Here is a 23,847-nt window from a genome sequence, read left to right as displayed (position 1 = left end):
ACCGCGGCACCGCCTCGTGACCGGTGTCCGCCTCCCCACACAAAAGGAGAATGATTCCTCATGTCCTGGCTCAATGGAGAGCCCCAACTCCGCAAGGCCCTGGCCGCGGCCACCGGTCTGATAGCCGGCACGGTACTGTCCCTGGCCGGGCCGGCGAGCCTCGCCGCACACGCGGCCTCCGGCACGCTGGGCGCGGCCGCGGCCGACAGTGGCCGCTATTTCGGCACGGCCGTGGCCAGCGGAAAGCTCGGCAACTCGACGTATTCCACGATTCTCGACCGGGAATTCAACATGATCACCCCGGAGAACGAGATGAAGTGGGACACCACCGAATCGTCCCGCGGCAACTTCAACTTCGGCCCGGCCGACCAGATCGTCAGCCACGCCACCGCGCACGGGCAGCGGATGCGCGGCCACACCCTGGTGTGGCACTCGCAGTTGCCCGGTTGGGTCAGCTCCATCGGCGACGCGAACACGCTGCGCAGCGTGATGAACAACCACATCACCACCGAGATGAACCACTTCAAGGGCAAGATCTACGCCTGGGACGTGGTCAACGAGGCGTTCGCCGACGGCGGCAGCGGCCAGCACCGCAGCTCGGTCTTCCAGAACGTGCTCGGCAACGGCTTCATCGAGGAGGCGTTCCGCACCGCCCGGGCCACCGACCCCTCGGCCAAGCTCTGCTACAACGACTACAACATCGAGAACTGGAACGACGCCAAGACCCAGGGCGTCTACAACATGGTCAAGGACTTCAAGGCGCGCGGTGTGCCCATCGACTGCGTCGGTCTCCAGAGCCACTTCGGCTCCGGCGGCCCGCCCGCCAGTTTCCAGACCACCCTGTCCAACTTCGCCGCCCTCGGCGTCGACGTCCAGACCACCGAACTCGACATCGCCCAGGCCTCGTCGACGGCCTACGCGAACACGGTCCGGGCGTGCATGAACGTCGCCCGCTGCACCGGCATCACGGTGTGGGGGATCAGGGACAGCGACTCGTGGCGGACCGGCGAGAACCCGCTGCTGTTCGACAACAACGGCAACAAGAAGCCGGCCTACGACGCCTCCCTGTCCGCACTCGGCGGCGGTACGGGCAACCCGGGCGGCGGCATCGTCTCGGGCCAGGTGTACTCGCTGAGCGATGTCGCCGCGGGGCGGGTGCTGGACGTGCCGGGCGGACAGACGGCGAACGGCACTACCGTGCAGATCTGGGACGCCAACGGCACTGCCGCGAATCAGCAGTGGCGGGCGAGTCAGAACAGCGACGGCTCCTACACGCTGACGAACATCGCCAGTGGGCGGGTGCTGGACGAGCCAGGCGGTCAGACGGGCAACGGCACACGGCTGACCATCTGGGACGCCAACGGCGGTGCCAACCAGCACTGGCGGGCGAGTCAGAACAGCGACGGTTCGTACATCCTGATCAACGTCGCCTCCGGCCGGGCGCTGGAGATCCCCAGCGGGCAGACCGGCAACGGGGCCCCGGTACAGATCTGGGACTCCAACGGCGGCGCCAACCAGCACTGGAACTTCAGGTGAGGTGATCCGGCGCGCAGCGCGCGCTCCTGTCCCCGGCTCGCTTCGGGGTGACCGGAACAAGCACCCGCGTCCGGCACGGCGGTCGTCGCCGGACGCGGTTCCGGCATGCCCTCGCGGCGGGCTGAGCTGCGGCAATACATGGGATGGATCGGATTCGGATTGGGCTAGCCGTGTGTATTGACTCCGTGTGGGACCTATGGAATCACTATGGAACATGGGATGTCTGAGTGGTCTCTGTGGGTGCTTCCGAGTGCCCTCGCCCCACGAAGCGCCCGGATCCCGCGGCCATGCCGGTGGTGGCGGCGGTCCTCGAACGGTTCCGTTCGGCCAGGCACAGCACTCTCTTCACCTTCCCCCACATACTCAGGGAACAGAATGCAGCCTTCATCCGTTTCGCCCCGCAGTCCCGCGGCTCATAGACCCCGCCTGCCGGCGGCCGCCGCCGCGTGCGTGATGGCGCTGCTGGCCATGATGCTGGCGACCGCGCCGACGTGGTCGGCACCGGCATCGGCGGCGGCGGTGGCTCCCCTGGTGAGCTCGGCGTCGGGGCGGTGCCTGGACGTCAAGGGCAACGTCGACACGCCGGGAACGGCGCTGGACATCCAGGACTGCAACGGCCAGGCGAATCAAGCGTTCGAGTTCACGTCGGCGGGCGAGTTGAGGACGATGAGCGGCGCCCGCTGCGTGGACGCGTACGACAACCGGACCGCGCCGGGAACCCCGGTGATCATCTGGTCCTGCAACGGGCAGTCGAACCAGGCGTGGCGGCAGAACGCCGACGGGTCCGTCACCGGTGTCCAGTCCGGCCTGTGCCTTGACGTCAACGGAGCGGGCACGGCCAACGGCACCGCCGTCATCCTGTGGACCTGCAACGGCCAGAGCAACCAGAAGTGGAGCACGCCGACACCGCCACCTCCGCCGCCGACCGGCGGGTCGGGCCCGTGCGACCTCTACTCCACGGGCGGTACGCCGTGCGTGGCCGCGCACAGCACCGTACGGGCGCTCTACGGTTCGTACAGCGGCAACCTCTACCAGGTCAGGCGCGCCTCGGACAACGCGACCAGGAACATCGGCGTACTGGCGCCCGGTGGTTTCGCCGACGCGGCGGCGCAGGACTCGTACTGCGCGGGTACCTCCTGCGTGATCACGGTCGTCTACGACCAGTCCGGACACGGCAACGACCTGTGGTACCAGGGCTCGGCGCAGGTCCCGGGGTCGAGTCAGAGCAGCCCCGCGAAGGCGACCTCCGAGTCGCTGACCGCGGGGGGCACCAAGGCGTACTCGCTCTACATCAACCCCGGGAACAGCTACTGGCGGGACGGCCACCTGACGGGCGTGCCGACCGGTGCGGCGCCCGAAGGGGCGTACATGGTGACCAGCGGCACCCACGTCAACAACGGCTGCTGCTTCGACTACGGCAACAGCGAGACGACGAGGAAGGCCGATGCCGCCGGGGCGATGGACGCGATCAACTTCGGTACCGAGTGCTGGTTCGGCGGCTGCTCGGGAAGCGGGCCCTGGGTGCAGGCCGATCTCGAATGGGGCCTGTACTCCGGGGGGAGCCAGTCCTGGAACACCAACCAGCGGGCTTTTCCCAGCAAGTTCGTCACCGCGATGCTGAAGAACAACGGGACGTCGAGGTTCGCTCTCAAGGGCGGCAACGCGCAGTCCGGGGGCCTGACCACGCTGTGGGACGGCGGGCTTCCCGGCGGATACAGCCCCATGAAGAAGCAGGGAGCCATCGTCCTGGGAAGCGGCGGTGACTGCTGCAAGCCCGGCGGCGGCGCCAACCTGAGCGCCGGCACCTTCTACGAGGGAGCCATCGTCGCCGGCTACCCCTCCGACGCGACCGACAACGCGGTGCAGGCCAACGTCACCGCGGCCGGATACCGCTGAGCCTTCTCTGAAACGCGGGAGGCGGCGGTCCTCCGGTACGTCCGGAGGGCCGCCGCGAGACCTGCCACGGAACCTGCCCAGGAGATTCGTTAACATGCTCATTTCCATTGCCAGACGTCTCTTGTCCCTGCGCCCGCGTCCGTCCCTGCGTAGGACGCCGACGCTCGTCGTCTCGGCCTTGTTGTTCTGCGCGGGAGTCCCTCTCGCCTCCCTCGGTACGGCGCAGCCCGCCGCCGCGCAACCCGCTGTCGCGCGGCCCGCCGCCGCGCTGGACAACGGGCTCGCGCGGACTCCGCAGATGGGCTTCAACGACTGGAACGCGTACGGCTGCAACGTCTCCGAGTCCCTGATCAAGTCCACCGCGCAGGCGATGCACACCAACGGCATGCAGGCGGCGGGCTATTCGTACGTCAACATCGACGACTGCTGGATGACGCACAACCGCGATTCCGGCGGCCACCTGGTGCCGGACCCGGCCAAGTTCCCCGACGGCATCAAGGGCACCGCGGACTACGTGCACTCGCTGGGGCTGAAGCTGGGGATCTACGAGGACGCGGGCACCGCGACCTGCGCCGGATATCCGGGCAGCCTGGGCCACGAGACCACGGACGCGCAGTCGTTCGCGTCGTGGGGTGTGGACTATCTGAAGTACGACAACTGCAACAACAACGGGGTGCCGGCACAGAGCCGCTACACCGCGATGCGGGACGCCCTGGCGGCCACCAGCCGGCCGATCCTGTACAGCCTGTGCAACTGGGGCCAGGACAACGTGTGGACCTGGGGCGCGGGCGTGGGCAACAGTTGGCGCACCACCGGGGACATCAGCGCGAACTTCTCCAGCATGCTGTCGATCTTCCACAGCAACGTGGGACTGGCCTCCTACGCCGGCCCCGGCCACTGGAACGACCCCGACATGCTGGAGGTCGGCAACGGCTCGATGACGGCCACCGAGAGCCGCAGCGAGTTCAGTCTGTGGGCGGAGATGGCCGCGCCGCTGATCGCGGGCACCAACATCCCCTCGGCCAGTGCGGACACCCTGTCCACGCTGACCAACTCCCGGGTGATCGCGGTCGACCAGGACTCCCTGGGCAGACAGGGGACCATGGTGTCGTCCTCGGGCGGCCTGGACGTGCTGGCCAAGCCACTGGCCAACGGGGATGTGTCGGTGGCGCTGTTCAACGAGACGGGCTCGACGGCGACCATCACCACCACCGCGGCCGCGATCGGCAAGACCGGGGCGTCCAGTTACACCCTCACCGACCTGTGGTCGGGGGCCTCTTCCACCACCTCGGGCACGATCAGCGCCTCGGTGGCGGCGCACGGCACGGTGATGTACCGGGTCGCGGGCGGCACCAGCGGCGGCGGCACCAGTGTGACCGGCGCGCTGCACGCGGTCGGTGCGGGCAAGTGCCTGGACGTACCCAACTCGACGAAGACCGCGGGCACCCAGGTGCAGATCTGGAGCTGCAACGGCGGGACCAACCAGACCTGGACGCACTCCACGTCCCAGCAGCTCACCGTCTACTCGGACACCGGCCAGATGTGCCTGGACGCCTACAACAACCAGACCACCCCCGGGACGAAGGTGGAGATCTGGTCGTGCAACGGCCAGACCAACCAGCAGTGGACGCTGAACTCCAACGGCACGATCACCGGCGTCCAGTCCGGTCTGTGCCTGGACGTCGCCGGAGCGGCCACCGCGAACGGCAGCCTCGCCGAGCTGCGGACCTGCAACGGCGCGAGCAGCCAGCGGTGGACGCTGGGATGAGTCCCGCAGGCACCTCCATCGAGCACCGGCAGGGCCGTGCGGGCCTGCCCGCCCGCCGCGGGCGGTCAGGTGCCTCCGCATCGATCACCGGCAGCTTCGGCGCCACCGTGTGCGCACAGCCACAGAGGAGGTCTCCATGCTCGAACCAGTTGGCGTTCGCCGACGTAGTCGATGGAAAGCCGTGCTCTTCCTTGCCCTGGCGATGGCCGTGGTCGCGTTCGGTGCACCGGCCTTCGCCACACGTTCACCGGCCGATACGACCACCGTCGTCCAGCCGGCGGCCCACCGCCTGGCGGACGCCTCGCTGCCGTGCGACCTCTACGCCGCGGGCGGTACGCCGTGTGTGACGGCGCACGCCACCACCCGGGCGCTCTTCGCGTCGTACAACGGGCCGCTTTACCAGATTCAGCGGTCCTCCGATCACAGCTACCGCGACATCGGGGTGCTCAGCGCTGGCGGGTACGCGGACGCCGCGTCCCAGGTGTCGTTCTGCGCGGGTACGTCGTGCACGATCACGAAGATCTACGACCAGACGACCAAGCACAACGACATGCCGATCTCCTGGGGCGGCTACTGGAAGGGGCCCGGACCCAACGGCTCCGACGTCGGAGCGGACGCCATGGCCCTGCCGGTGACCGCGGCCGGCCACCAGGTCTTCGGGGTCAAGGTCACCCCGGGCGTCGGCTACCGGCTCGACCACGCGAGCGGCGTGCCCACCGGAGCCCAGCCCGAAGGCATCTACATGGTGACGTCGTCGAACTACACGAGCCAGTGGTGCTGCTTCGACTACGGCAGCGGTGAGAACTCGCACACCGACACCGGCAACGCCACCATGAACGCCATCTACTGGGGCACCGCCTGCTGGTTCGGCGGCTGCACCGGCAGCGGCCCCTGGGTCGAGGCCGACCTGGAGAACGGCATGTTCCACACCAACACCGGCTCCAACAAGGACCCGAACAACTCCGGCGTGCACTACCCGTTCGTCAGCGCGTGGCTGAAGAACAACGGCACCAGCAACTTCACCCTCAAGTACGGCAACGGCGCGAGCGGCGGCCTGACCACCACCTTCTCCGGGCCATTGCCGAACGGCTACTCACCGATGAAGGTCGACAGTTCGGTCCTGCTCGGCACCGGGGGCGACAACAGTCCCAATGGTGTGGGTGAGTTCTTCGAAGGCGCGATGACGGCGGGCTATCCCTCCGACGCCACCGAGAACGCCGTGCAGGCCGCCATCACCGCGGCCGGCTACGGGGCGGGAGGCGGTGGCGGCACGTCGACCGCGCTGCACGCGGTGGGTGCGGGCAAGTGCCTGGAGGTGCCGGGCGCGTCCACGACGCCGGGTACGCAGACGCAGATCCGGGACTGCTCCGGCGCGGCGAACCAGACCTGGTCCCAGACCAGTTCCCACCAGCTCACCGTGTACTCCGGCAGCAGCCAACTGTGCCTGGACGCCAACAACAAGGGCACCAGCCCCGGCACCAAGGTCATCACCTGGTCCTGCAACGGCCAGACCAACCAGCAGTGGAACGTCAACGCCAACGGCACCGTCACCAGCGCCCAGTCCGGCCTGTGCCTGGACGTGACCGGCGCGGCCACCGCCAACGGCACCGCCGTAGAGCTGTGGACCTGCAACGGCGGATCCAACCAGCAGTGGTCGCTGAGCTGACTCCGTAAGGCACCCGCATCACCCCGCGCCGGGGCGGCATTTGACCACCGCCCGGCCTGTCACCGCACCGCACCGCACTGCCCACACGCCGAACCACAGGAGGACCGAATGAGGACGAGAGCGAGGCCCGGCCGTCTGGTACTGGCAGTTGGCGTCGTCCTGGCGTTCGTGCTGCAACTGCTGTCGACGGGCGAGAGCGGGGCCGCCTCGGGCGAGACGCTGAGCGTGAACCTGGCGTCCACCCGGGGCCCGTCGACCGGTGTGGGGGAGGGGTTTCTCTACGGTTTCACACAAGACGGCAGCCAGCCGGCGGACCAGTTCATCAAGCCGCTGGGGATCAACGCGTTCCGCGGCGGCGGCTGGTTCTCCGGCGGCTGGATCAAGGACAACTACCAGTACGGCTCGGCCACTCGGGCCGACCTCGACTCGATCATCGCGCAGGCGAAACGGCTCACCCAGCCGCCCTACCACGCGCAGTACCAGGTGCTGGTCAGCGACATCTACGGCGCCAACGGCGGCCAGCCGTCGAACACGACGTACCCCTGCGACAACGGCAACTGCGCCAACTGGGTCAGCTTCATCGACTCCACGGTGGGCGCGCTCCAGGCATCGGGGCTGAAGTTCGCCTACGACATCTGGAACGAGCCGGACATCTCCGCGTTCTGGACCCGGGGAGTGAACAGCGCCCAGTACTTCCAGATGTGGGACACCGCCTACCGGGAGATCAGGCGCCTCGCCCCCTCGGCGCAGATCGTGGGGCCGTCACTCGCGTTCACCCCGCAGAGCAACCCGGGTGAATGGCGGACCTGGCTCGCGCACGTGAAGGCGGCCGGGACGGTGCCGGACATGATCACCAACCACGACGAGGGCGATGTCGACGACCCCGTCACCGTCTCGCAGTCCCTCAACAGTGCCCTGAACACGGCGGGCATCGGTGCGTTGCCGCTGTCCGCGAACGAGTACCAGCCCGCCGACCGGCAGACCGCCGGGGTGACGGCCTGGTATCTCGCGCGGTTCGCGCAGTCCGGGTACACCAACGCGATGCGTGGCAACTGGGTGTGCTGCGTCACCCCGAACCTGACCGGAGTCCTCACCCAGAGCGGGGGCAGTTGGCAGCCGACCGGCAACTGGTGGGCGCTTCGGGACTACGCCGACATGACCGGCACCCTCGTGGACACCTCCGGCCAGGTCGGCTCGACCGCGATCTCGGCCTCCGAGGACCCCACCAACAAGCGCGCGGTGGCGATCATCGGCAACGCGAACGGGAACAGCGGCACCGCGTCCGTGACCTTCAACGGGCTGGCGTCCGTGCCCTGGCTGGCGAACGCCGGCAGCGTGAACGTCACCGTGCACCGCATCCCGGACCAGGCGCCGCTGACCGCCCCCCAGGTCGTGTACGACCAGAACGTCAGCACCTCGGGCGGCTCGATCACCGTGCCGTTCACGTTCCAGGCCTCGCACGACGCGTTCGCCGTCTACCTGACACCCGCCTCGGCCGGCGGCGGCTTCCCGAGCGGCTACCACCAACTCGCGGTCGCCCAGAACAACTTGTGCCTGGACGTGTACGGCAACTCCGCTGGCGCGGGCGCCGTGATCGACCAGTGGACCTGCAACGGGCAGAGCAACCAGCAGTTCCAGTTCGTGCCGGCCTCGGGCGGCTACGGCGAACTGCGGGCCCAGAACTCGGGCCTGGACGTGGCGGTGGCCGGCAGCTCCACGGCGGCGGGCACCCCGGACATCGTCCAGCAGGCGCCCAACGTGGCGGCAGCCGGCCTCTGGCTGCCCGTGCGGCAGTCCGACGGCTCCTATGCGTTCCAGAACAAGAACAGCGCCCTGTGCCTGGACGTCTACGGCGGCGGCAGCAACCTGGGCCAGCAACTGGACCAGTGGCCGTGCAAGAACGCGCCCGGCACCAACCAGGACTTCGTCCTGCGCTGACCACAGCTCCGCCCCGGGACACCCCTCGACCTGCGAAAGGAACCACCGTGTCAGCACTCAGTCGGCTGTTGCGGCGCCTGCGCGTCCCCACAGCCCTGCTCACGGGCCTCGTTCTGGCCGCCGGCGGCATCGTGGGCACGACCGCCGCTCCGGCACAGGCCGCCACCTCGATCACGATCAACGGCGCGTCGGGCGGCCGTACCTTCGACGGCGTCGGCGCGATCAGCGGCGGGGGCGGCAACAGCAGACTCCTGATCGACTATCCCGAGCCCCAACGAGGCCAGGTCCTGGACTACCTGTTCAAGCCCGGCTACGGCGCCGCCCTGCAGGTCCTCAAAGCCGAGATCGGCGGTGACACCAACTCCACCTCGGGCGCCGAGCCGAGCCACCAGCACACCCGCTCCGACCTCAACTGCGACCGGGGCTACGAGTGGTGGCTGATGGAGCAGGCCAAGGCGCGCAACCCGGACATCAAACTGTACGGGCTCGCCTGGGGCGCGCCCGGCTGGATCGGCGGCGGCAACTTCTGGTCCACTGACATGGTCAACTACCTGGTCTCGTGGCTCGGTTGTGCCAAACAGCACGGGTTGAGCATCGACTACCTCGGCGGGTGGAACGAGCGCGGCTACAACGTCTCCTGGTACGAGCAACTGCGCAGCGCGCTCAACTCCAACGGCTACGGCAGCGTCAAGATCGTCGCAGCCGACTCGGACTGGGGGGTCGCCAACGACATCAACTCCAACGCGGCGTTCCGCGCGTCGGTGGACATCATCGGTACCCACTACCCGTGCGGTTACCGGTCCGCCCAGACCAATTGCACGGTGCCGTCGTCCGCCACCTCGACCGGCAAACAACTGTGGGCGAGCGAGAACGGCTCGGACGACTACAACGCGGGAGCGCCGGCCGTGGCCCGCGGCATCAACCGCGGATACATCGACGGCCGGATGACCGCGTATCTCAACTGGCCTGTGGTCGCCTCGGTCACGCCGAACATTCCGTACCCCACCATGGGTCTCGCCCTGGCCCCGCAGCCGTGGTCCGGCTACTACGCCATCGGCAAGAACGCCTGGGTGATGGCGCAGACGAGTCAGTTCACCGCCCCGGGCTGGCACTACCTCGACGACTCCAGCGGTTATATCGGCGGCAACCGGAACAACGGCAGCTACGTGTCGCTGAAGTCCACGAACAACTCCGACTACTCCACGGTCGTCGAGACGATGGACGCCGGCAGCGCCCAGACGCTGAACTTCAACGTCAGCGGAGGGCTGTCGTCCACCAAGACCGTCCACGTCTGGTCGACCGACGTCAGGTCCAACAACACGTCCGACTACTTCGTGCGCGCTTCGGACATCACCCCGTCCGGCGGCGCATTCAGCCTGACCGTGCAGCCCGGCCGCGTGTACACCGTGACCACCACGACCGGACAGGGCAAGGGCACCGCCGCCGGTCCCGGCCGGGGCTCGCTGAGCCTGCCGTACAGCGACTCCTTCGACAGCTATGCCAGCGGCACCGAGGCCAAGTACCTGATGGACTGGCAGGGCGCCTTCGAGGCGGTCGGCTGTGGCGGCGGCCGCGGCGGCAAGTGCGTACGCCAGATGAGCCCGCAGAAACCGATCACCTGGGACGCGCTGTCCGATCCGCACGCCCTGCTCGGTGAGGTGGGCTGGAGCAACTACACCGTCTCCTCCGACGTGCTGCTCGAACAGCCGGGCTACGCCGAGCTGATCGGCCGCGCGGGCGCACAGGACTACAGCAGCACCGGCGGCCTGAACGCCTACCACCTGCGGGTGAGCGACACCGGAGCCTGGTCGATCCTGAACTCCAACACCATCGGCAACGTCTCCACCCTGGCCCGCGGCACGACCTCGGCGCTGGGCACCAACCGGTGGCACACCCTGGGCCTCACCTTCTCCGGCAACAGCATCAGCGCTGTCGTCGACGGTTCCACGGTCGGTTCCGTGAACGACAACACCTGGGCAGGCGGCCAGATCGGCTACGCGACCAGCCAGACCGAGACGGCGCAGTTCGACAACCTGTCCATCACGCCCGGCAGCGGCGGATCCGGCGGCACGACCGGCGCGATCACCGGAACCGCCTCCGGCCGGTGCGTGGACGTGCCGAACCAGTCGCAGACCTCCGGCACCCAGGTGCAGTTGTGGGACTGCAACGGCGGCAGCAACCAGCAGTGGACGAAGACCTCGGCCGATGAACTGCGTGTCTACGGCGGCTCCTGCCTGGACGCCGCGGGCCAGGGCACCAGCCCCGGTACCAAGGTGGACATCTATACCTGCGGCGGCGGCAGCAACCAGAAGTGGACGATCAACGCCGACGGCACGATCACCGGTGTCCAGTCCGGCCTGTGCCTGGACGCCACCGGCGCGGGAACGGCCAACGGCACCCTGCTGGAGCTGTGGACCTGCAACGGCGGCAGCAACCAGCAGTGGACGCGCAGTTGATCCGGTGACCGGCTGACGAGCACCGACGGCATCGCCCCCGTCCCTCCACCCCCCGAGAGGCCACACATGTCTTCCTCCTCCCATCCGGTCAGCCGGCGGCAACTGCTGGCGGCGGCCGGCGCGGCCACGGCCTACGGCCTGCTGCGGTTCGCCCCCGAGGCCGCCGCGACCGACGGCCCCGGAAGCTACACCGCGAGCTGGTCCTCCGTGGACCAGCACCCGCCGGCCCCGGCCTGGTTCCAGGACGCCAAGTTCGGCATCTACTACCACTGGGGCGTCTTCAGCGTTCCCGCGTTCGGGAACGAGTGGTACCCGCGCAACATGTACATCGGCGGCTCGGCCGAGAACAACCACCACAAGGCCACCTACGGCGACCCCTCGGCATGGCCGTACAACAACTTCATCGACGGCGCCCGCGACAAGGCCGGCAACTTCGTCCAGTTCGCCCCCAAGCTCGCCTCCCAGGGCGGCAGTTGGGACCCGGACGCCTGGGCGCGGCTGTTCAAGGCCGCGGGCGCGAGGTTCGCCGGCCCGGTCGCCGAACACCACGACGGCTTCTCCATGTGGAACAGCCGCTCCAACGCGTGGAACTCCGTCCAGCACGGCCCCAGACTCGACCTCGTGGGGCTGCACGCGCAGGCCATCCGCGCACAGGGCCTGAAGTTCATGGCCTCGCTGCACCACGCCTACCACTTCAACGGCTTCTACGACCATGTGCCGAACCAGTCGGACCCGGCGCTGCGCCTCCTCTACGGGCAGCAGGGCTCGGCCGCGGAGAACAAGCTCTGGTACGACAAGCTGATCGAGGTCATCGACGGCTACCAGCCGGACCTGGTCTGGCAGGACTTCGACCTGGGCCTGGTGCAGGAGTCCTATCGCCTCCAGTTCCTGGCGCACTACTACAACCAGGCCGTGTCCTGGAACAAGGACGTGGTCGCGACCTACAAGGACGGCCTCAACAACAAGGGCGAGGTCTACGACTTCGAGCGCGGCGGCCCGGGAGAGCTGCTCACCCCCTACTGGCTGACCGACGACAGCATCTCGTCCTCCAGTTGGTGCTACACGGTGGGCATCGGCTACTACTCGACGCAGGCGCTGCTCCACTCGCTGATCGACCGGGTCAGCAAGGGCGGCAACATGCTGCTGAACATCGCCCCGATGGCCGACGGGACCATCCCCTCGGGGCAGCAGTCGATCCTGCTCGCCATGGGTGACTGGCTCGGCCGCTTCGGGGAAGCGGTCTACGCCACCCGCTCCTGGAGCAGTTATGGCGAGGGCCCCACCAAGATGGGCGGCGGCTCGTTCAGCGGACCGGTGGCCGGCAAACCGCAGGACGTCCGTTTCACCCGCAGCCGGGACAACAAGGTCCTCTATGCCACCGCGCTGGGCTGGCAGGGCGGCACCATGACCATCACGACGCTGAACTCGAACCAGATCAACCTCAGCAGCCTGACCGGCGCCAAACTGCTGAACAACACCGCCGGCACCTATATCGACCTGCCCGCACCGGTCCAGGACGCCTCCGGCCTGCACCTGGCCATGCCCTCGTCCAACCCGCCGTTCAGCGCCCTGGCGTACACGGTCAAGCTCACCTTCTCCGGTGAGATCCCCGTCCTGGGCGCACCGGGGGGCTCCACGACCTGGGTGAAGATCGCCAACGTGACCAGCGGACTTGTGCTCGACAGCGGAGGCAACGTCGCCTCCGGCTCCAGCCTCAAACAGTGGAACTACGACGCGAGCGCCAATCTGCAGTGGCAGCTGATCGACCTGGGCAACGGCTACCACCGCGTCATGAACCGCGCCAACGGCATGGCCGCCGACAGCTGGGGCAACTCCGCCAACGGTGCTCCCGCCCGGCAGGAGACCTGGAACGGCGGCAACAACCAGCAGTGGTCGCTCAACAGCCTCGGCGGTGGCCGTTACCAGATCATCAACCGTGGCACCGGCACCGCCCTCGACGGCAGTGGCAGCACTGCCGTGGGCTCGACCACGGTGCTGTGGGCGCCGAACTCCAGCACCAACAACGAGTGGACCATCACCGGCGTCTGAACCCCCAGGCGACCGACGCTCCCTGTCCATTCCTCGACCACGGAAGCAGGTCTGCATGAAACGCAAACCGCTCTTGCTAGTCATCACGGCTGCGCTCCTTCTCGTCCTGTCGGCTGCGGGCACCTCGTTCAGCAGCGGCCTCGGCGCGTCCGCGTCGGCCACCACTGTCGGCGCCGTCGGGGCGACCGTCGGCTGTGGAAAGGCCCCGACGCTGACGAGTGGTACACACACGATCCAGAGCGGCGGCCAGGCGCGCAGCTACATACTGCGGGTCCCTGCCGGCTACGACAGCACCCACCCCTACCGGCTGGTCTTCGGTTTCCACTGGCGGGGTGGCACGGCGGGCGACGTCGACTCGGGTGGAACGGACGGATACAACTGGTCCTACTACGGCCTCCGGCGCCTGGCGGACAACGCGAACAACAGCACGATCTTCGTCGCGCCCCAGGGCATCGGCAACGGCTGGGCCAACTCGGGCGGCCAGGACGTGGCCTTCGTCGACGCCATGGTCAGCCAGATCGAAGCAGGTCTGTGCGTCGACACCACCCAGTTGTTCTCTGCCGGCTTCAGCTACGGCGGTGCGATGTCGTACGCCCTCGCCTGTTCGCGGGCGACGGTCTTCCGCGCGGTCGCGGTCTACTCCGGCGCGAACCTCAGCGGGTGCAACGGCGGCAACCAGCCCATCGCCTACATGGGTCTGCACGGCCTCAGGGACAACGTGCTGCCCATCTCGTCGGGACGGGAGCTGCGCGACACGTTCGTCCGGACGAACGGCTGTACTCAGCAGAACCCGCCCGAGCCGGCCAACGGAAGCCTGACCCACATCATCACCACCTACTCGGGATGCAGGTCCGGGTACCCCGTGGTCTGGGCCGCTTTCGACGGAGCGGGCCACGACCCCGGTCCCATAGACGGCTCCACCGGTGACGGCTGGCGCACGTGGACGTCGGCAGCGGTGTGGCAGTTCTTCACCCAGTTCGGCTCGGACCAGCCGCCGCCCTCCGGCAACCAGGAGATCGTCGGTCAGCAGTCGGGGCGCTGTCTCGACATCAACAACTCCGCGACGGCCAACGGCACGCAGGCACAACTGTGGGACTGCAACGGCGGCGCCAACCAGCGGTGGACCTATTCCACCGGGAAACAGCTGGTTGTCTACGGCAACAAGTGCCTGGGCGTCGGCCAGTCAGCGGGCGCCGGCACCCCGGCGGCGATCTGGGACTGCAGCGGGCAGGCGGACCAGCAATGGAACATCAATCCCGACGGCACGATCACGGCAGCACAGTCGGGGCTCTGCCTGGACGCCAACGGCCAGGGGACTGCGAACGGGACGAAAGTCCAGCTGTGGAGTTGCACGGGCGGACCGAACCAGCACTGGCACCAGGAGAACTGACACACGGGCCCGGGCCCTGACGGCGGCCAGCGACGCGCACAATACGGCGATCGTGGGGAAGACACGAGGGCGACGGCTTCCACCGGTGCCGGCTGCGGCGGTGGCCCCGGCAGGGAAGGACGCGGGGTGTGTATGTGCGGGTCTCCTAAATGATCAATTCCAAGGGATGCCTGCGGAGGGTGTGGGGTGGGCGGCGGCCGAAGCCACCGCGAGACGGTCGGGCGGCGGCCTGCGGGCCCTGATTGTCGAGGTGGTAGCGGGCGGTCAGGCGTCAGGGTCGACTTCGGGGTGCGTGAACCGCACGGGCTTGCCCAGCGACCGGGCGTAGGCGATTTCGGCTCGGGTGCTGTCTCCGATGTAATCGCCGACTACGAGCACCTCATCAGCGAGCCGGATCTTCGCCCGGTGCAGATCGCCGAGTCGAACCTTCAGCGCCTCGGCCTCGACAGGACCGGAGAAAAGTTCGTGCGGTGACTTCATGTCACCGCCCGGTTTGACGACAATCCTTCCGGCTTTGGTCTCCCGCAGATCGGCCTCGGTCATCTCGGTCATGAAGCGGGTGGAGCCGCAGATCACGACGATACGCGGGAGGCTCAACAGCTTCTTCGCGTCGGCGAGCTTCTCCGCGGGGGTGAGCAGTTGCGGGTATGACACTGGTTCCTCCTGGTGGTGTGCTCCAAGGGGTGCCTGCGGAGACGAGACCGAGGATGTCCAAGATCGTTTTGTGACGAACGATGTGGACACCCTCGCGACAGCACTCTATTGCGACGACCGACGACATCCTGAAGGAGCATCCCGACCTGGCACCGTGGCGCCCGCCGGTCGGCATTACGCCCCGCCTGAACGAAGCCGAACCCAAGCGAAGCCCTCAGCGGCTGACTCCCGAGCGGTGCTCAAGATCTCCGTAGCGGATCGGATCACGTCATGTCGCCGTAGGCCTCATCGCCGGAGAGTCGATCAGAACCGGCGGGATCAATCGTCGACGCGACGGCGTCATCGCAGGACGCCTCGCCGACCCGATCTGGAAACTGCCCTTCCCGACTGACGGAGAAGGCGCCCGCGGCAGCCGCCAGGATTGCCGTCTCCGCGGCTCGTTGCGGGATATGCGGGTCCGGATCGGCACGCAGGAGCACTAGCTGGTGGTAGACCGGCGCCGTGGCGGCGATCAGCAGGCTCCGTGCGTCCGTGTGCCGTGCGGGGAGTTCACCACGCTCGATGGCGCGCTCGACGAGGATCTCGCACTGGGCGTACCGATCCGCCCAAAGCTGCGTCTGGGCCCGCGCGGCCTGTTCGAAGTGGAACGAGGCGGCCATCAAGGCGACGGCGAACGACGGCTGTACGACCAGAGACTCCTGGATCTCCTGGTTGAGGGCCGTCAGATCGCCGCGCAGCGAGCCGGTGTCCGGCGGCTGCCAGTCGATCTCGCCGGCGGCGTCGATGACGTCGACGAGCAGGCCACCGACATCGCGCCAACGCCGGTAGACCGTGGCGCGGTGCACTCCGGCCCGCGTCGCGACACCCTCCATCGTGAGTCCTTCGTGACCGCCTTCAGCGAGTTCGGCGCGCACTGCATCGAGAACCTGGGCGCGGATGCGGGCGGTGCGACCGCCCGGACGGCGGTCCGATGTCGTGTCAAGCGGGTCTGTCATCGGCAATCAGTATCCGGTTGATCAAGACGGCAGGGCTGTGCCAGCATCTTAACGCGACATTTGTCGCTCTAGGTCCACTGGAGAGGAACCGCCTCCGCGATGCCGCCCGTTCCCGCCGATCCCACCGTGCTCCACCCGATGCCCGAGCACCCGCGCGTGGTTCTGCTCAAGCCGTTGGTGCAATCGCCGCTGATCGAAGTCGGCAACTTCTCCTACTACGACGATCCGGACGACCCGACCGCGTTCGAGACCCGCAACGTTCTGTACCACTACGGTCCCGAGCGGCTCGTCGTCGGCAAGTACTGCGCGCTGGGGACGGGCACCCGGTTCATCATGAACGGCGCCAACCACCGTATGGACGGTCCTTCCACCTTCCCTTTCCCCACCATGGGGGGCTCGTGGGCGGAGCACTTCGACCTGATCACCGACCTCCCCGGCCGGGGCGACACGGTCGTCGGCAACGACGTGTGGTTCGGCCACGGCGCCACGGTCATGCCCGGTGTGCGCATCGGTCACGGTGCGATCATCGCCGCCGGCGCGGTGGTCTCCGGCGATGTCCCTGACTACGGCGTCGTCGGCGGCAATCCCGCCCGGCTCATCCGCACCCGCTACGACGCTGCTGACATCGCTCGGCTTCTCGCCGTGGCGTGGTGGGACTGGCCCGTGCGGCACATCACCAGGCACGTACGGACGATCATGTCGGGGGCCGTCTCTGACCTGGAGGAGGCCGCGGCGCAGATCGACCAGCCCTGACGCCGCGTCCGCGGCGACCGGACACGAAAGGAGCGGTTGGTCGGCCGGTGTGGCCAATTCGACGAGGGTGAGGACCTGAACCCGGTCGGCCATGGTCATGTGAGGCAGCACGGCTCCGAGTTGGCACAAGGACTGCCGCACGACCACGCCCTGTTCTGCGAGACCGGTGCCACCGGAGAGCTCGGCGCAGCCCACAGCTGACCCACTCGGTGCCGTTCTTCGACGCCGGTCCGCCTGCACGCCGATCCCGGCTCCCCGTACACAAGTCGGGCGTTCGCCGACGCCTGTCGCCGGGCGGGCGTGATCCAGAGCATGTGCGCCGTCGGCAGCTCGGCGGACAACGCGCTCGCCGAGCCCTTCAATGGCAGCTGCAAGCTCCAGGGCGCAAGCTGTTCCGCTGGCTGTACTGCTACGACACCCGACGCTGCCACTCCAGCCTCGGGCAACGCAGTCGCATAGCCCGTGTCCAAGATTCCAGGGCAAGGCCCAAGGCCGGGTGGTTAGCGTTTTCGCAGGTCACGCACGTGGGGCTGGGGACCATAGTGTTGCGGCCTAGAGGCCGGGGCCAAGCTTGTGGATGAGGCCGCTGGCGGCCCACCGATTCCGTTGTCTGTACATGGTTTCCAGGGTGACGTCGCCGAAGTGAACGGCGATTTCACGGGGCTGCCAGAGGCGCGGCGGGTCTTCCCGGAGCAGGGCCAGGATGCGCTGTCGGCGCCCAGCGTCAGGCGCTGCCGGCGCTCGTCGAGTTGCGGCAGCAACAGCCCCAACGCATCCATCAGCTCTGCCTTCGTCCCCTCCGGCACCCCGCATCCTGCGACCCATCAGCCCACGAAAACTGACGAATTATTGATCGGCAAGGCCCTGGTCGGCGCTGTGCCCCGGTTTCGTTTTGGAAACACGAAACCGCACAATTTTTCGGCCGCATCCCTGATGGCCGGGAAAGCGATCTCCCGTTCAGTCACAGGAATGGAGAAGGAATTGACCAAAACTTGGAACTCTTAGCTGTGGTGGGCTTAGCGCCCTCCTGTGGTGACTATGCGCATAACTCTTCGTTACCGTCCGTGACTCTGGCCCTGAAAGTGCAGCAGCCCCGCTCTTCGGCTTGGGGTGAGCATTGCCCGTTTGTACGCGACGCACGGGACGAACGGGTCGAGTTGAGACCGTGGTGTACACCGAGCGCGGTCTCGGATATGGCCGGCTTTCCGTGCGGGCGGCTGCTGTTCCCGCATCGACAGGCTCGGCGAGGCGCGTCGACCGGTCGCCGAACCGGGCGGACGACACGCTGATCGCCACCTGTGGTCCGGTCGGGGAACCGCCCCGAAGGCTCCGCATAACCACAACCGCCGACGGCATCCCGGGCATGTCCAAATCGGAGTCGGGCTCTCGATAGGAAACACGGATATCGCCGGTGCTTCGTGGCTGTGTCATCGTTTTGTGACGCGCCGTAATGGAACCGCGCGGCGTGTTTTGGCATCCGCGCTAAGTGCCCGACAAAATACGGGACTTGACACCCTCAAGAGCGAATGCTCTTCTAGTGCCCGTCGTCGGCCTGTTGTTGCGTGACTCGGGTTGCCGGACCCTAGAAGGAATCTATTCCGGAGCACGTAAATTCTGTGAGTATGCTGCGGTCGCGGAAATTCGGTGATAACCGATCGAGGGCGTATGCATTCGCCGAATGAATTCATTGAGGAAGGGAGGGGGACAGTGCCGAACGACGTGCTGGAGAACCTCGGCAGACTGATCTCCCCCTACGGTGTGGCCGGCGAGGTCCGGGAGCTGACGTACGCCCCGGGGGAGCCCACTGTGCCGGCGTACGGGACGCTGGCGGGCCAGGTTCTGGGCCTGCTCGACGCGGACCCCCTCAACAGGGCGGGTGCGGCGGCGCGTACCCGGGGCTCCAAGGTCGGCGCGTCGGAGGACTTCACCGCGGCGGGAACCGCGGGCACTCCCGAACGGGCGCGGCTGCTCGCCCTCGCGGAAATGCTGGAACGCTACTGCGCCACCATGGCCCAGGACCCTGACGTCGTGATCCGGGCCAGCGCAGAGGAACTCGGCGACGCAGCACTCGATCTGTCGTCGTTACCCCGATTGTCAGCCGAAGAGTTCGCCCGCCCTGGCCAACCGCTGCTGCCGCCGGACCCCACCGCCCCGATCCGGTGGGTGCGCGGCTGGTCCCTGACCCGGCGATGTCCCGTGTACGTTCCCGCGGTGGTGGCCTGGATGGGCTGTCCTCCGCAGCGGCCCGCGGAACGTATCTGGCATCCGATCAGCACGGGCTTCGCCGTCCACGGGGACCTGCGCACCGCGGTGACGCACGCACTGTGCGAATGCGTCGAACGCGACATGATCAGCACCGTGTGGCTGCGCCGTCTGCCGCTGCCGCAGCTGGACATCAGCCGCATGTCCGAACTCGGTGAGCCGGCCCGGGAGATGCTGGCGCGCTACCGCCGGTCCGTTCTGGCCGATCCCGTCGTCTTCGACGCCACCTCCGACCTCGGTATCCCCACGATCTACCTGGTGGGCCGCGCACCGCACAGTTCCCGTGCGGCCACGATGGTGGCGTGTGCCACCGGCGCCGACCCCCAGCAGGTACTCGCCAAGGTCCTGCGTGAGGTGATCGCCTACCGGATCGCGCTCCACGTCGACCACGAGGTTCCCTCCGACGTGGACGACTTCCGGGATGTACTGGACGGTGCCCACTGGATGGGCCGGCCCGAGCGCGCGGACGCCTTCGACTTCCTCCTGTCCAGTACGCGGCGCACGCGCCTGTCCGACATGCCGGTGCTCGCCCGCGGCGACGCCGCCCGTGATCCGGACCTGGTGGTCGAGCAACTCCGCCGCCGGGGCATGGAAGCGGTGGCGGTGGACGTCACCACCGACGAGGCACGGGATGTCGGCTTCCACGCGGTCCGCGTCTTCGTCCCCCAACTCGTCCCTCTCTCCTTCCACCAGGACGGCCGTTACCTCGGCCATCCCCGGCTCCTCGATGCCCCTGAACGGCTGGGTTATCCCGAGCGCGTCGGTACGGACATCAACCCGATGCCGCAACCCTTCGCGTGATGACCGCTATCCCCGTTCCCAGTCAGCGAGCGCGCCAGCGCCCAGCCCCGGAGGTCCGCATCGTGGATGTGCCACCCCTTCACCTGATAGCCCTCGATGAGTGGGGCGAGGCCGTGGCGTCACGTATGGGCGGCGACAGGATCGTCTCGGGCTCCTCCTCGGCGGCCCGGGCGGGCACCGCGGCAACCGGCAGCGGGACCGGCACCGCACCGGAGACCCCCGCCACGTGGCCCCGGGCGCGATGTCACGTCGTGGCCTGCGCCCGTGAGGACGTCTCTTTCTTCCGTGACGTGGACAAGTTCGCCTTCGAGTGGTCGCTCACCTGGGCGCCCCTGGTCCTGACGCCCCGCGGAGTCCGGCTGGGGCCCGTCGTGATACCGGGCAGTTCCGCCTGCTACCACTGCTTCCTGCGTCGGCGGCTCCAGCACGACTGGGAGGTCGGCGACACCCCGGCCTGGTGGCACAGCGTCGCCGTCGACCCATCGAACACGGTGCCTGGATGGCTTCCTTCGGACCTCATGATGGCCCGCGGCCTGACCGAGGCGCTGGTCGCCATGGGCCCCGACGCCTTCGCCGGAACCGTCGCGGCCTACGACGGAGTGTCCGGGGACGTGCGCCGTGACCCGGTGATCGGGGTGCACGCCTGCCCACGCTGCCGACGCCGCCCGGACCGCGGCGCCGACACCTGGGCCGGCCTGGCCCAGCAGTTCCCCGCGGCGCCCCGGACGGCTCGCCTCGCCGGTTCGGAGGCGGCCCGGTGAAGAGCCCGACCATGTCCGTGGGCGCCCGTACGGCCGCCCACCACCTGCACCATGACCCGCTGCCAGCCACGCCGCGCCTGCCCCGGCTGCGCCACGGCATCCGATTCGTGAACCTGCCGGACGGCATCCAGTTCGACGGGGGGCCCGAACGCGAGGTTCTGCGGGGCCCGGCGACCCGGACCCTGCTGCCGCGCCTGCTTCCGCTGCTGGACGGGGCCCACGACGTGGCCGGGCTTGCCGAGGCGGTCGGCCGAGAGGTCGCACTGATCGAACGGGTGCTGGCTCTCCTCCATCTCCGCGGACTGCTGGAGGAGGGCGGTTCCGCCCCCGTCGGCACGCCCTCGGCGCAGGCGCTGGCCAGGCTCGGCGCCACCACCTGGGTGGACTCTCACGCCGGGCGGACCATGGACCGGCTGGCGACGGCCCGGGTGGTCCTGCACGGCCCCGCACCACAGCTGTCCGGACTGGCCGAAGCCCTGCGCGAAGCCGGTATGGGAACCGTGGTGACGGGACGTCAGGAACCTTGCCCGGCCGACCTGGCGGTGGTCCTGCTCGGGCCCCACGACCTCGCCGGGGACCAGGCGGAGCGGTTGTCCGAGGCGTACGCGCGCGACTCGGTGGCAGTGCTGCCCTGGTTCGTCGCGGGACCGGTCTCGGTGATCGGCCCGCTGCTGACACCCGAACTCGACCTGTGCCTGAGCTGTCTGCGCCTGGAACTGGGCAGCGCGGCCAACACCACGCCCCCCGGCGCCGCCGAGCCCTGGACAGGGATCCACGGCGCCCTGGCCTGCCGTGAGGTCCTGGCCCTGCTCGCCCGTGTGCCACCAGCTCACTCCCCGGACAGCGCCACCCGCTACGACCTTGAGGCATGGACAACCGAACGGGCCATGCCCACCGCCGACCCGTCCTGTTCCACCTGCTATCCGCGGTCGGCCGCGGACGCACCCTCGGCCCCGGCAGCGGCGGACGCGCCCTCGGCCGCGGTAACCGACCGGCCCCCCGTTGCCGACCCGGCAACCGTCGCGGCCCGGTACCACCAGGCGATCAGCAAGCCGGCACTGCACTGGATCACTCCCAAGGCCCGTCTGCAGTCCCTGGATCCCCGCTTCCGGGACTGGGCCAAGGAGCGCCGCCAGTGGCCCAGCGCCGCCCTGGTTCCGCTGCCGGCCCTGCCCACTCCCGGCACCCCGTGGGGCCCCGAGCCCGACGCCGATGCCTCGGCTGGCCCGGGGGCACCGGCGCTGGCCGACCTCGCGCTGCTGCTCGGCATGACCGCGGGCCCCCGCGGCCCCCGGGAGAACCTCGAATTCTGGGCCCCCAGCGGCGGCAACTTCGGCTCACCGTGCCTGTACCTGGCCGCATGGGGCATAGCCGGACTCGCCGATGGCGCCTACGGCTACGACGCACTGGCCCACTCCCTCGCCCGGCTCGCGGACCTGCCCGCCGTGGACTTCCTGACCGGCCCGCACACCTCGGGTGCCGTCCTGGCGATGACCGGTGACGTACCGAGGATCCAGCGCAAGTACGGCCCCTTGGCACTGCACCTCGCCTGCCTGGACGCAGGCGTGGCGCTCACCCAGATCGAGACCGTCGCAGATCTGCTCGGACACCGGGTCACGCTGCACGACGACCTTCCGGCGCCGGACCTCGCAGCCCTCACCGACGCCTTCCTGATCGACACCGGCCGTGAACCCGTGACGGCGGTCCTGTCCCTGACTCGGACCAGCGGCACCGGATCCGTACACCCCGAGGAGTCGTGATGGCAGACACCTTCCCGCTCCCGGCGACCGCGCAGCACCTGCTCGAAGACCTGCTCCGTGCCTACCAGGCCGGGCCTGCGGGCGAAGCCGGCCCTGTCCCGCGCCGTCTGCGCCCAGGCCTACCCGCCGACACCGCGGACTCGTACCCGCTGCCGCCCCCGGCACCCCCGCTCCGGTCCCCGCGGGCCGTGCTGGACGACCGCCGGACGGTACGGGACTTCGCCCCCACGCCCCTGCCGGGTACCGTCCTGGCCGCGGCGCTGACCGCGGCCCGGGAACACGATGCCCGCACGGCACCCGGCGAGACCCAGGCCGGCAACGGCCTGACGCCGGTCGTGGTCGTACGCCGCGCCACCGGTTTCGCCCCCGGGGTCTACGGCGTGGACCCGGCGGCCCTCAATGGGGCAGACCCCGCCCCCGACTCCCTCAACTCCCTTTACCGGTACGGGTCGCTCACACCCCAGGGATGGAACTGCCTCTTTTCCGGCCCGCAGTTCGGCAGCGCGCCCGTCCTGGTCCTGATGGTCGGCAGCATCGGAGCGGCCTGGCACCGGCACGGTGCCCCCGGGCACCCGCGACTGCTGCGCAGGGCCGGATCCGCGGCGTACGCCGGCTGGTTGGCCGCGGCCCGGCGCGGGTACGGCGCGGCGATTCTGGGCGACACGCTGCCCAGCCCCGAACTCTCCGCGACTGCCCGGCTGGACCCGTTGAGCCGCCGGCCCCTGGTCGCCCTGGCCCTCGGCACCGCCACCGCGCGATCCGGCCACCGCTTCCGTCCGGCACTGACTGACGGATCACAGACCTGCGCCGCGCTACCGGCGGCGCAGCCCCCAAGACCTCTCAAGGAGGTGAACGACAATGAACGAAATGGCTAGCGACAGCACCTTCGAGACGGACGAGTTCCTGTACGCGGAGGTCCGCGAGGACAACACGATGTCCTACAGCAAGGGCAGCTCCAGCTGCGGCACCACGCCGCCGGTGGGCACCTGAGCAACACCTGTAATTGCCGGCAGAAGATGATCCCTCCTGCCGGCAGCGGGGGGGGGGGGCGGGGGGGCCCCCCCGCCCCCCCCCCCCCCCCCCGGGCGGCCGCCCCCCCACAAAGGGGTTTTTGAGACGGGGGGGCGGGCCCCGCGACCACCAAAACCCGCCGACCCCGGGC

At 68.8% G+C, this 23,847-nt stretch carries 16 protein-coding genes and 2 pseudogenes; 16 read left to right on the top strand and 2 right to left on the bottom strand.

What is annotated here, in order from left to right; all coding sequences use genetic code 11:
- Window positions 1–60: 60 nt before the first annotated feature.
- From M2283_RS49215 to M2283_RS49180, 8 genes and pseudogenes are all read left to right on the top strand, one after another.
- Window positions 61–1,533, top strand: a pseudogene (locus M2283_RS49215) (endo-1,4-beta-xylanase); the annotation flags it as partial.
- Between the two features lie 456 nt (window positions 1,534–1,989).
- Window positions 1,990–3,432 carry a lectin gene (locus M2283_RS49210; RefSeq protein ID WP_280883178.1) on the top strand — a complete coding sequence of 481 codons (1,443 nt, stop codon included), beginning with the start codon at window positions 1,990–1,992 and terminating at the stop codon, window positions 3,430–3,432.
- Between the two features lie 94 nt (window positions 3,433–3,526).
- Complete coding sequence (locus M2283_RS49205) at window positions 3,527–5,200, top strand: glycoside hydrolase family 27 protein (protein WP_280883160.1); 1,674 nt, start codon at window positions 3,527–3,529, stop codon at window positions 5,198–5,200.
- Between the two features lie 136 nt (window positions 5,201–5,336).
- On the top strand, window positions 5,337–6,866 hold the full coding sequence (locus tag M2283_RS49200; protein ID WP_280883159.1) for an arabinofuranosidase catalytic domain-containing protein: 1,530 nt from the start codon (window positions 5,337–5,339) through the stop codon (window positions 6,864–6,866).
- Window positions 6,867–6,974: 108 nt separating this feature from the next.
- Entirely contained in the window at window positions 6,975–8,804 is a 1,830-nt protein-coding gene (locus M2283_RS49195) for an RICIN domain-containing protein (RefSeq protein WP_280883158.1), read from the top strand.
- 47 nt (window positions 8,805–8,851) lie between these two features.
- The gene (locus tag M2283_RS49190) at window positions 8,852–11,260 is read left to right on the top strand and encodes a ricin-type beta-trefoil lectin domain protein (protein ID WP_280883157.1); all 2,409 of its coding nucleotides are present in this window, start codon (window positions 8,852–8,854) and stop codon (window positions 11,258–11,260) included.
- A 66-nt stretch (window positions 11,261–11,326) separates the two neighbouring features.
- Window positions 11,327–13,309 (top strand): alpha-L-fucosidase, encoded by a 1,983-nt coding sequence (locus tag M2283_RS49185; protein WP_280883156.1) that lies wholly within the window; start codon window positions 11,327–11,329, stop codon window positions 13,307–13,309.
- Window positions 13,310–13,364: 55 nt separating this feature from the next.
- On the top strand, window positions 13,365–14,699 hold the full coding sequence (locus tag M2283_RS49180) for an RICIN domain-containing protein (protein WP_280883155.1): 1,335 nt from the start codon (window positions 13,365–13,367) through the stop codon (window positions 14,697–14,699).
- A gap of 264 nt (window positions 14,700–14,963) precedes the next feature.
- Here the strand turns inward: M2283_RS49180 and M2283_RS49175 are convergent, their stop codons facing one another.
- Entirely contained in the window at window positions 14,964–15,353 is a 390-nt protein-coding gene (locus tag M2283_RS49175; RefSeq protein WP_280883154.1) for a hypothetical protein, read from the bottom strand.
- A gap of 70 nt (window positions 15,354–15,423) precedes the next feature.
- Between M2283_RS49175 and M2283_RS52265 the strand changes: the two are divergent.
- Window positions 15,424–15,553, top strand: a pseudogene (locus M2283_RS52265) (IS982 family transposase); the annotation flags it as partial.
- Window positions 15,554–15,616: 63 nt separating this feature from the next.
- Here M2283_RS52265 and M2283_RS49170 read toward each other — a convergent pair.
- A complete protein-coding gene (locus M2283_RS49170; RefSeq protein ID WP_280883153.1) occupies window positions 15,617–16,348 on the bottom strand; it encodes a TetR/AcrR family transcriptional regulator in 732 nt (243 codons plus the stop codon).
- 99 nt (window positions 16,349–16,447) lie between these two features.
- Between M2283_RS49170 and M2283_RS49165 the strand changes: the two genes are divergently transcribed.
- The 7 genes from M2283_RS49165 to M2283_RS49130 all read left to right on the top strand — a co-directional run bounded on the left by M2283_RS49165 (window position 16,448) and on the right by M2283_RS49130 (window position 23,675).
- Window positions 16,448–17,101: a CatB-related O-acetyltransferase gene (locus tag M2283_RS49165; RefSeq protein ID WP_280883152.1), complete on the top strand. Its 654-nt coding sequence runs from the start codon at window positions 16,448–16,450 to the stop codon at window positions 17,099–17,101.
- A gap of 573 nt (window positions 17,102–17,674) precedes the next feature.
- Window positions 17,675–18,106, top strand: a complete 432-nt coding sequence (locus tag M2283_RS49155) for a hypothetical protein (RefSeq protein WP_280883151.1) — start codon at window positions 17,675–17,677, stop codon at window positions 18,104–18,106.
- 702 nt (window positions 18,107–18,808) lie between these two features.
- On the top strand, window positions 18,809–20,164 hold the full coding sequence (locus M2283_RS49150; protein WP_280883150.1) for a YcaO-like family protein: 1,356 nt from the start codon (window positions 18,809–18,811) through the stop codon (window positions 20,162–20,164).
- A 62-nt stretch (window positions 20,165–20,226) separates the two neighbouring features.
- Window positions 20,227–20,925, top strand: a complete 699-nt coding sequence (locus M2283_RS49145) for a hypothetical protein (RefSeq protein WP_280883149.1) — start codon at window positions 20,227–20,229, stop codon at window positions 20,923–20,925.
- Complete coding sequence (locus M2283_RS49140) at window positions 20,922–22,685, top strand: hypothetical protein (protein ID WP_280883148.1); 1,764 nt, start codon at window positions 20,922–20,924, stop codon at window positions 22,683–22,685. The genes M2283_RS49145 and M2283_RS49140 overlap by 4 nt, the downstream gene beginning before the upstream one ends.
- Complete coding sequence (locus M2283_RS49135; RefSeq protein WP_280883147.1) at window positions 22,685–23,560, top strand: nitroreductase family protein; 876 nt, start codon at window positions 22,685–22,687, stop codon at window positions 23,558–23,560. The genes M2283_RS49140 and M2283_RS49135 overlap by 1 nt, the downstream gene beginning before the upstream one ends.
- Entirely contained in the window at window positions 23,553–23,675 is a 123-nt protein-coding gene (locus tag M2283_RS49130; RefSeq protein ID WP_280883146.1) for a hypothetical protein, read from the top strand. The genes M2283_RS49135 and M2283_RS49130 overlap by 8 nt, the downstream gene beginning before the upstream one ends.
- The last annotated feature ends 172 nt before the right edge of the window (window positions 23,676–23,847 follow it).

The sequence above is a fragment of the Streptomyces pseudovenezuelae genome (assembly GCF_029892565.1).
GTDB classification, from domain to species: Bacteria; Actinomycetota; Actinomycetes; order Streptomycetales; family Streptomycetaceae; genus Streptomyces; species Streptomyces pseudovenezuelae_A.
This window is presented reverse-complemented; position numbering and strand designations above follow the sequence as displayed.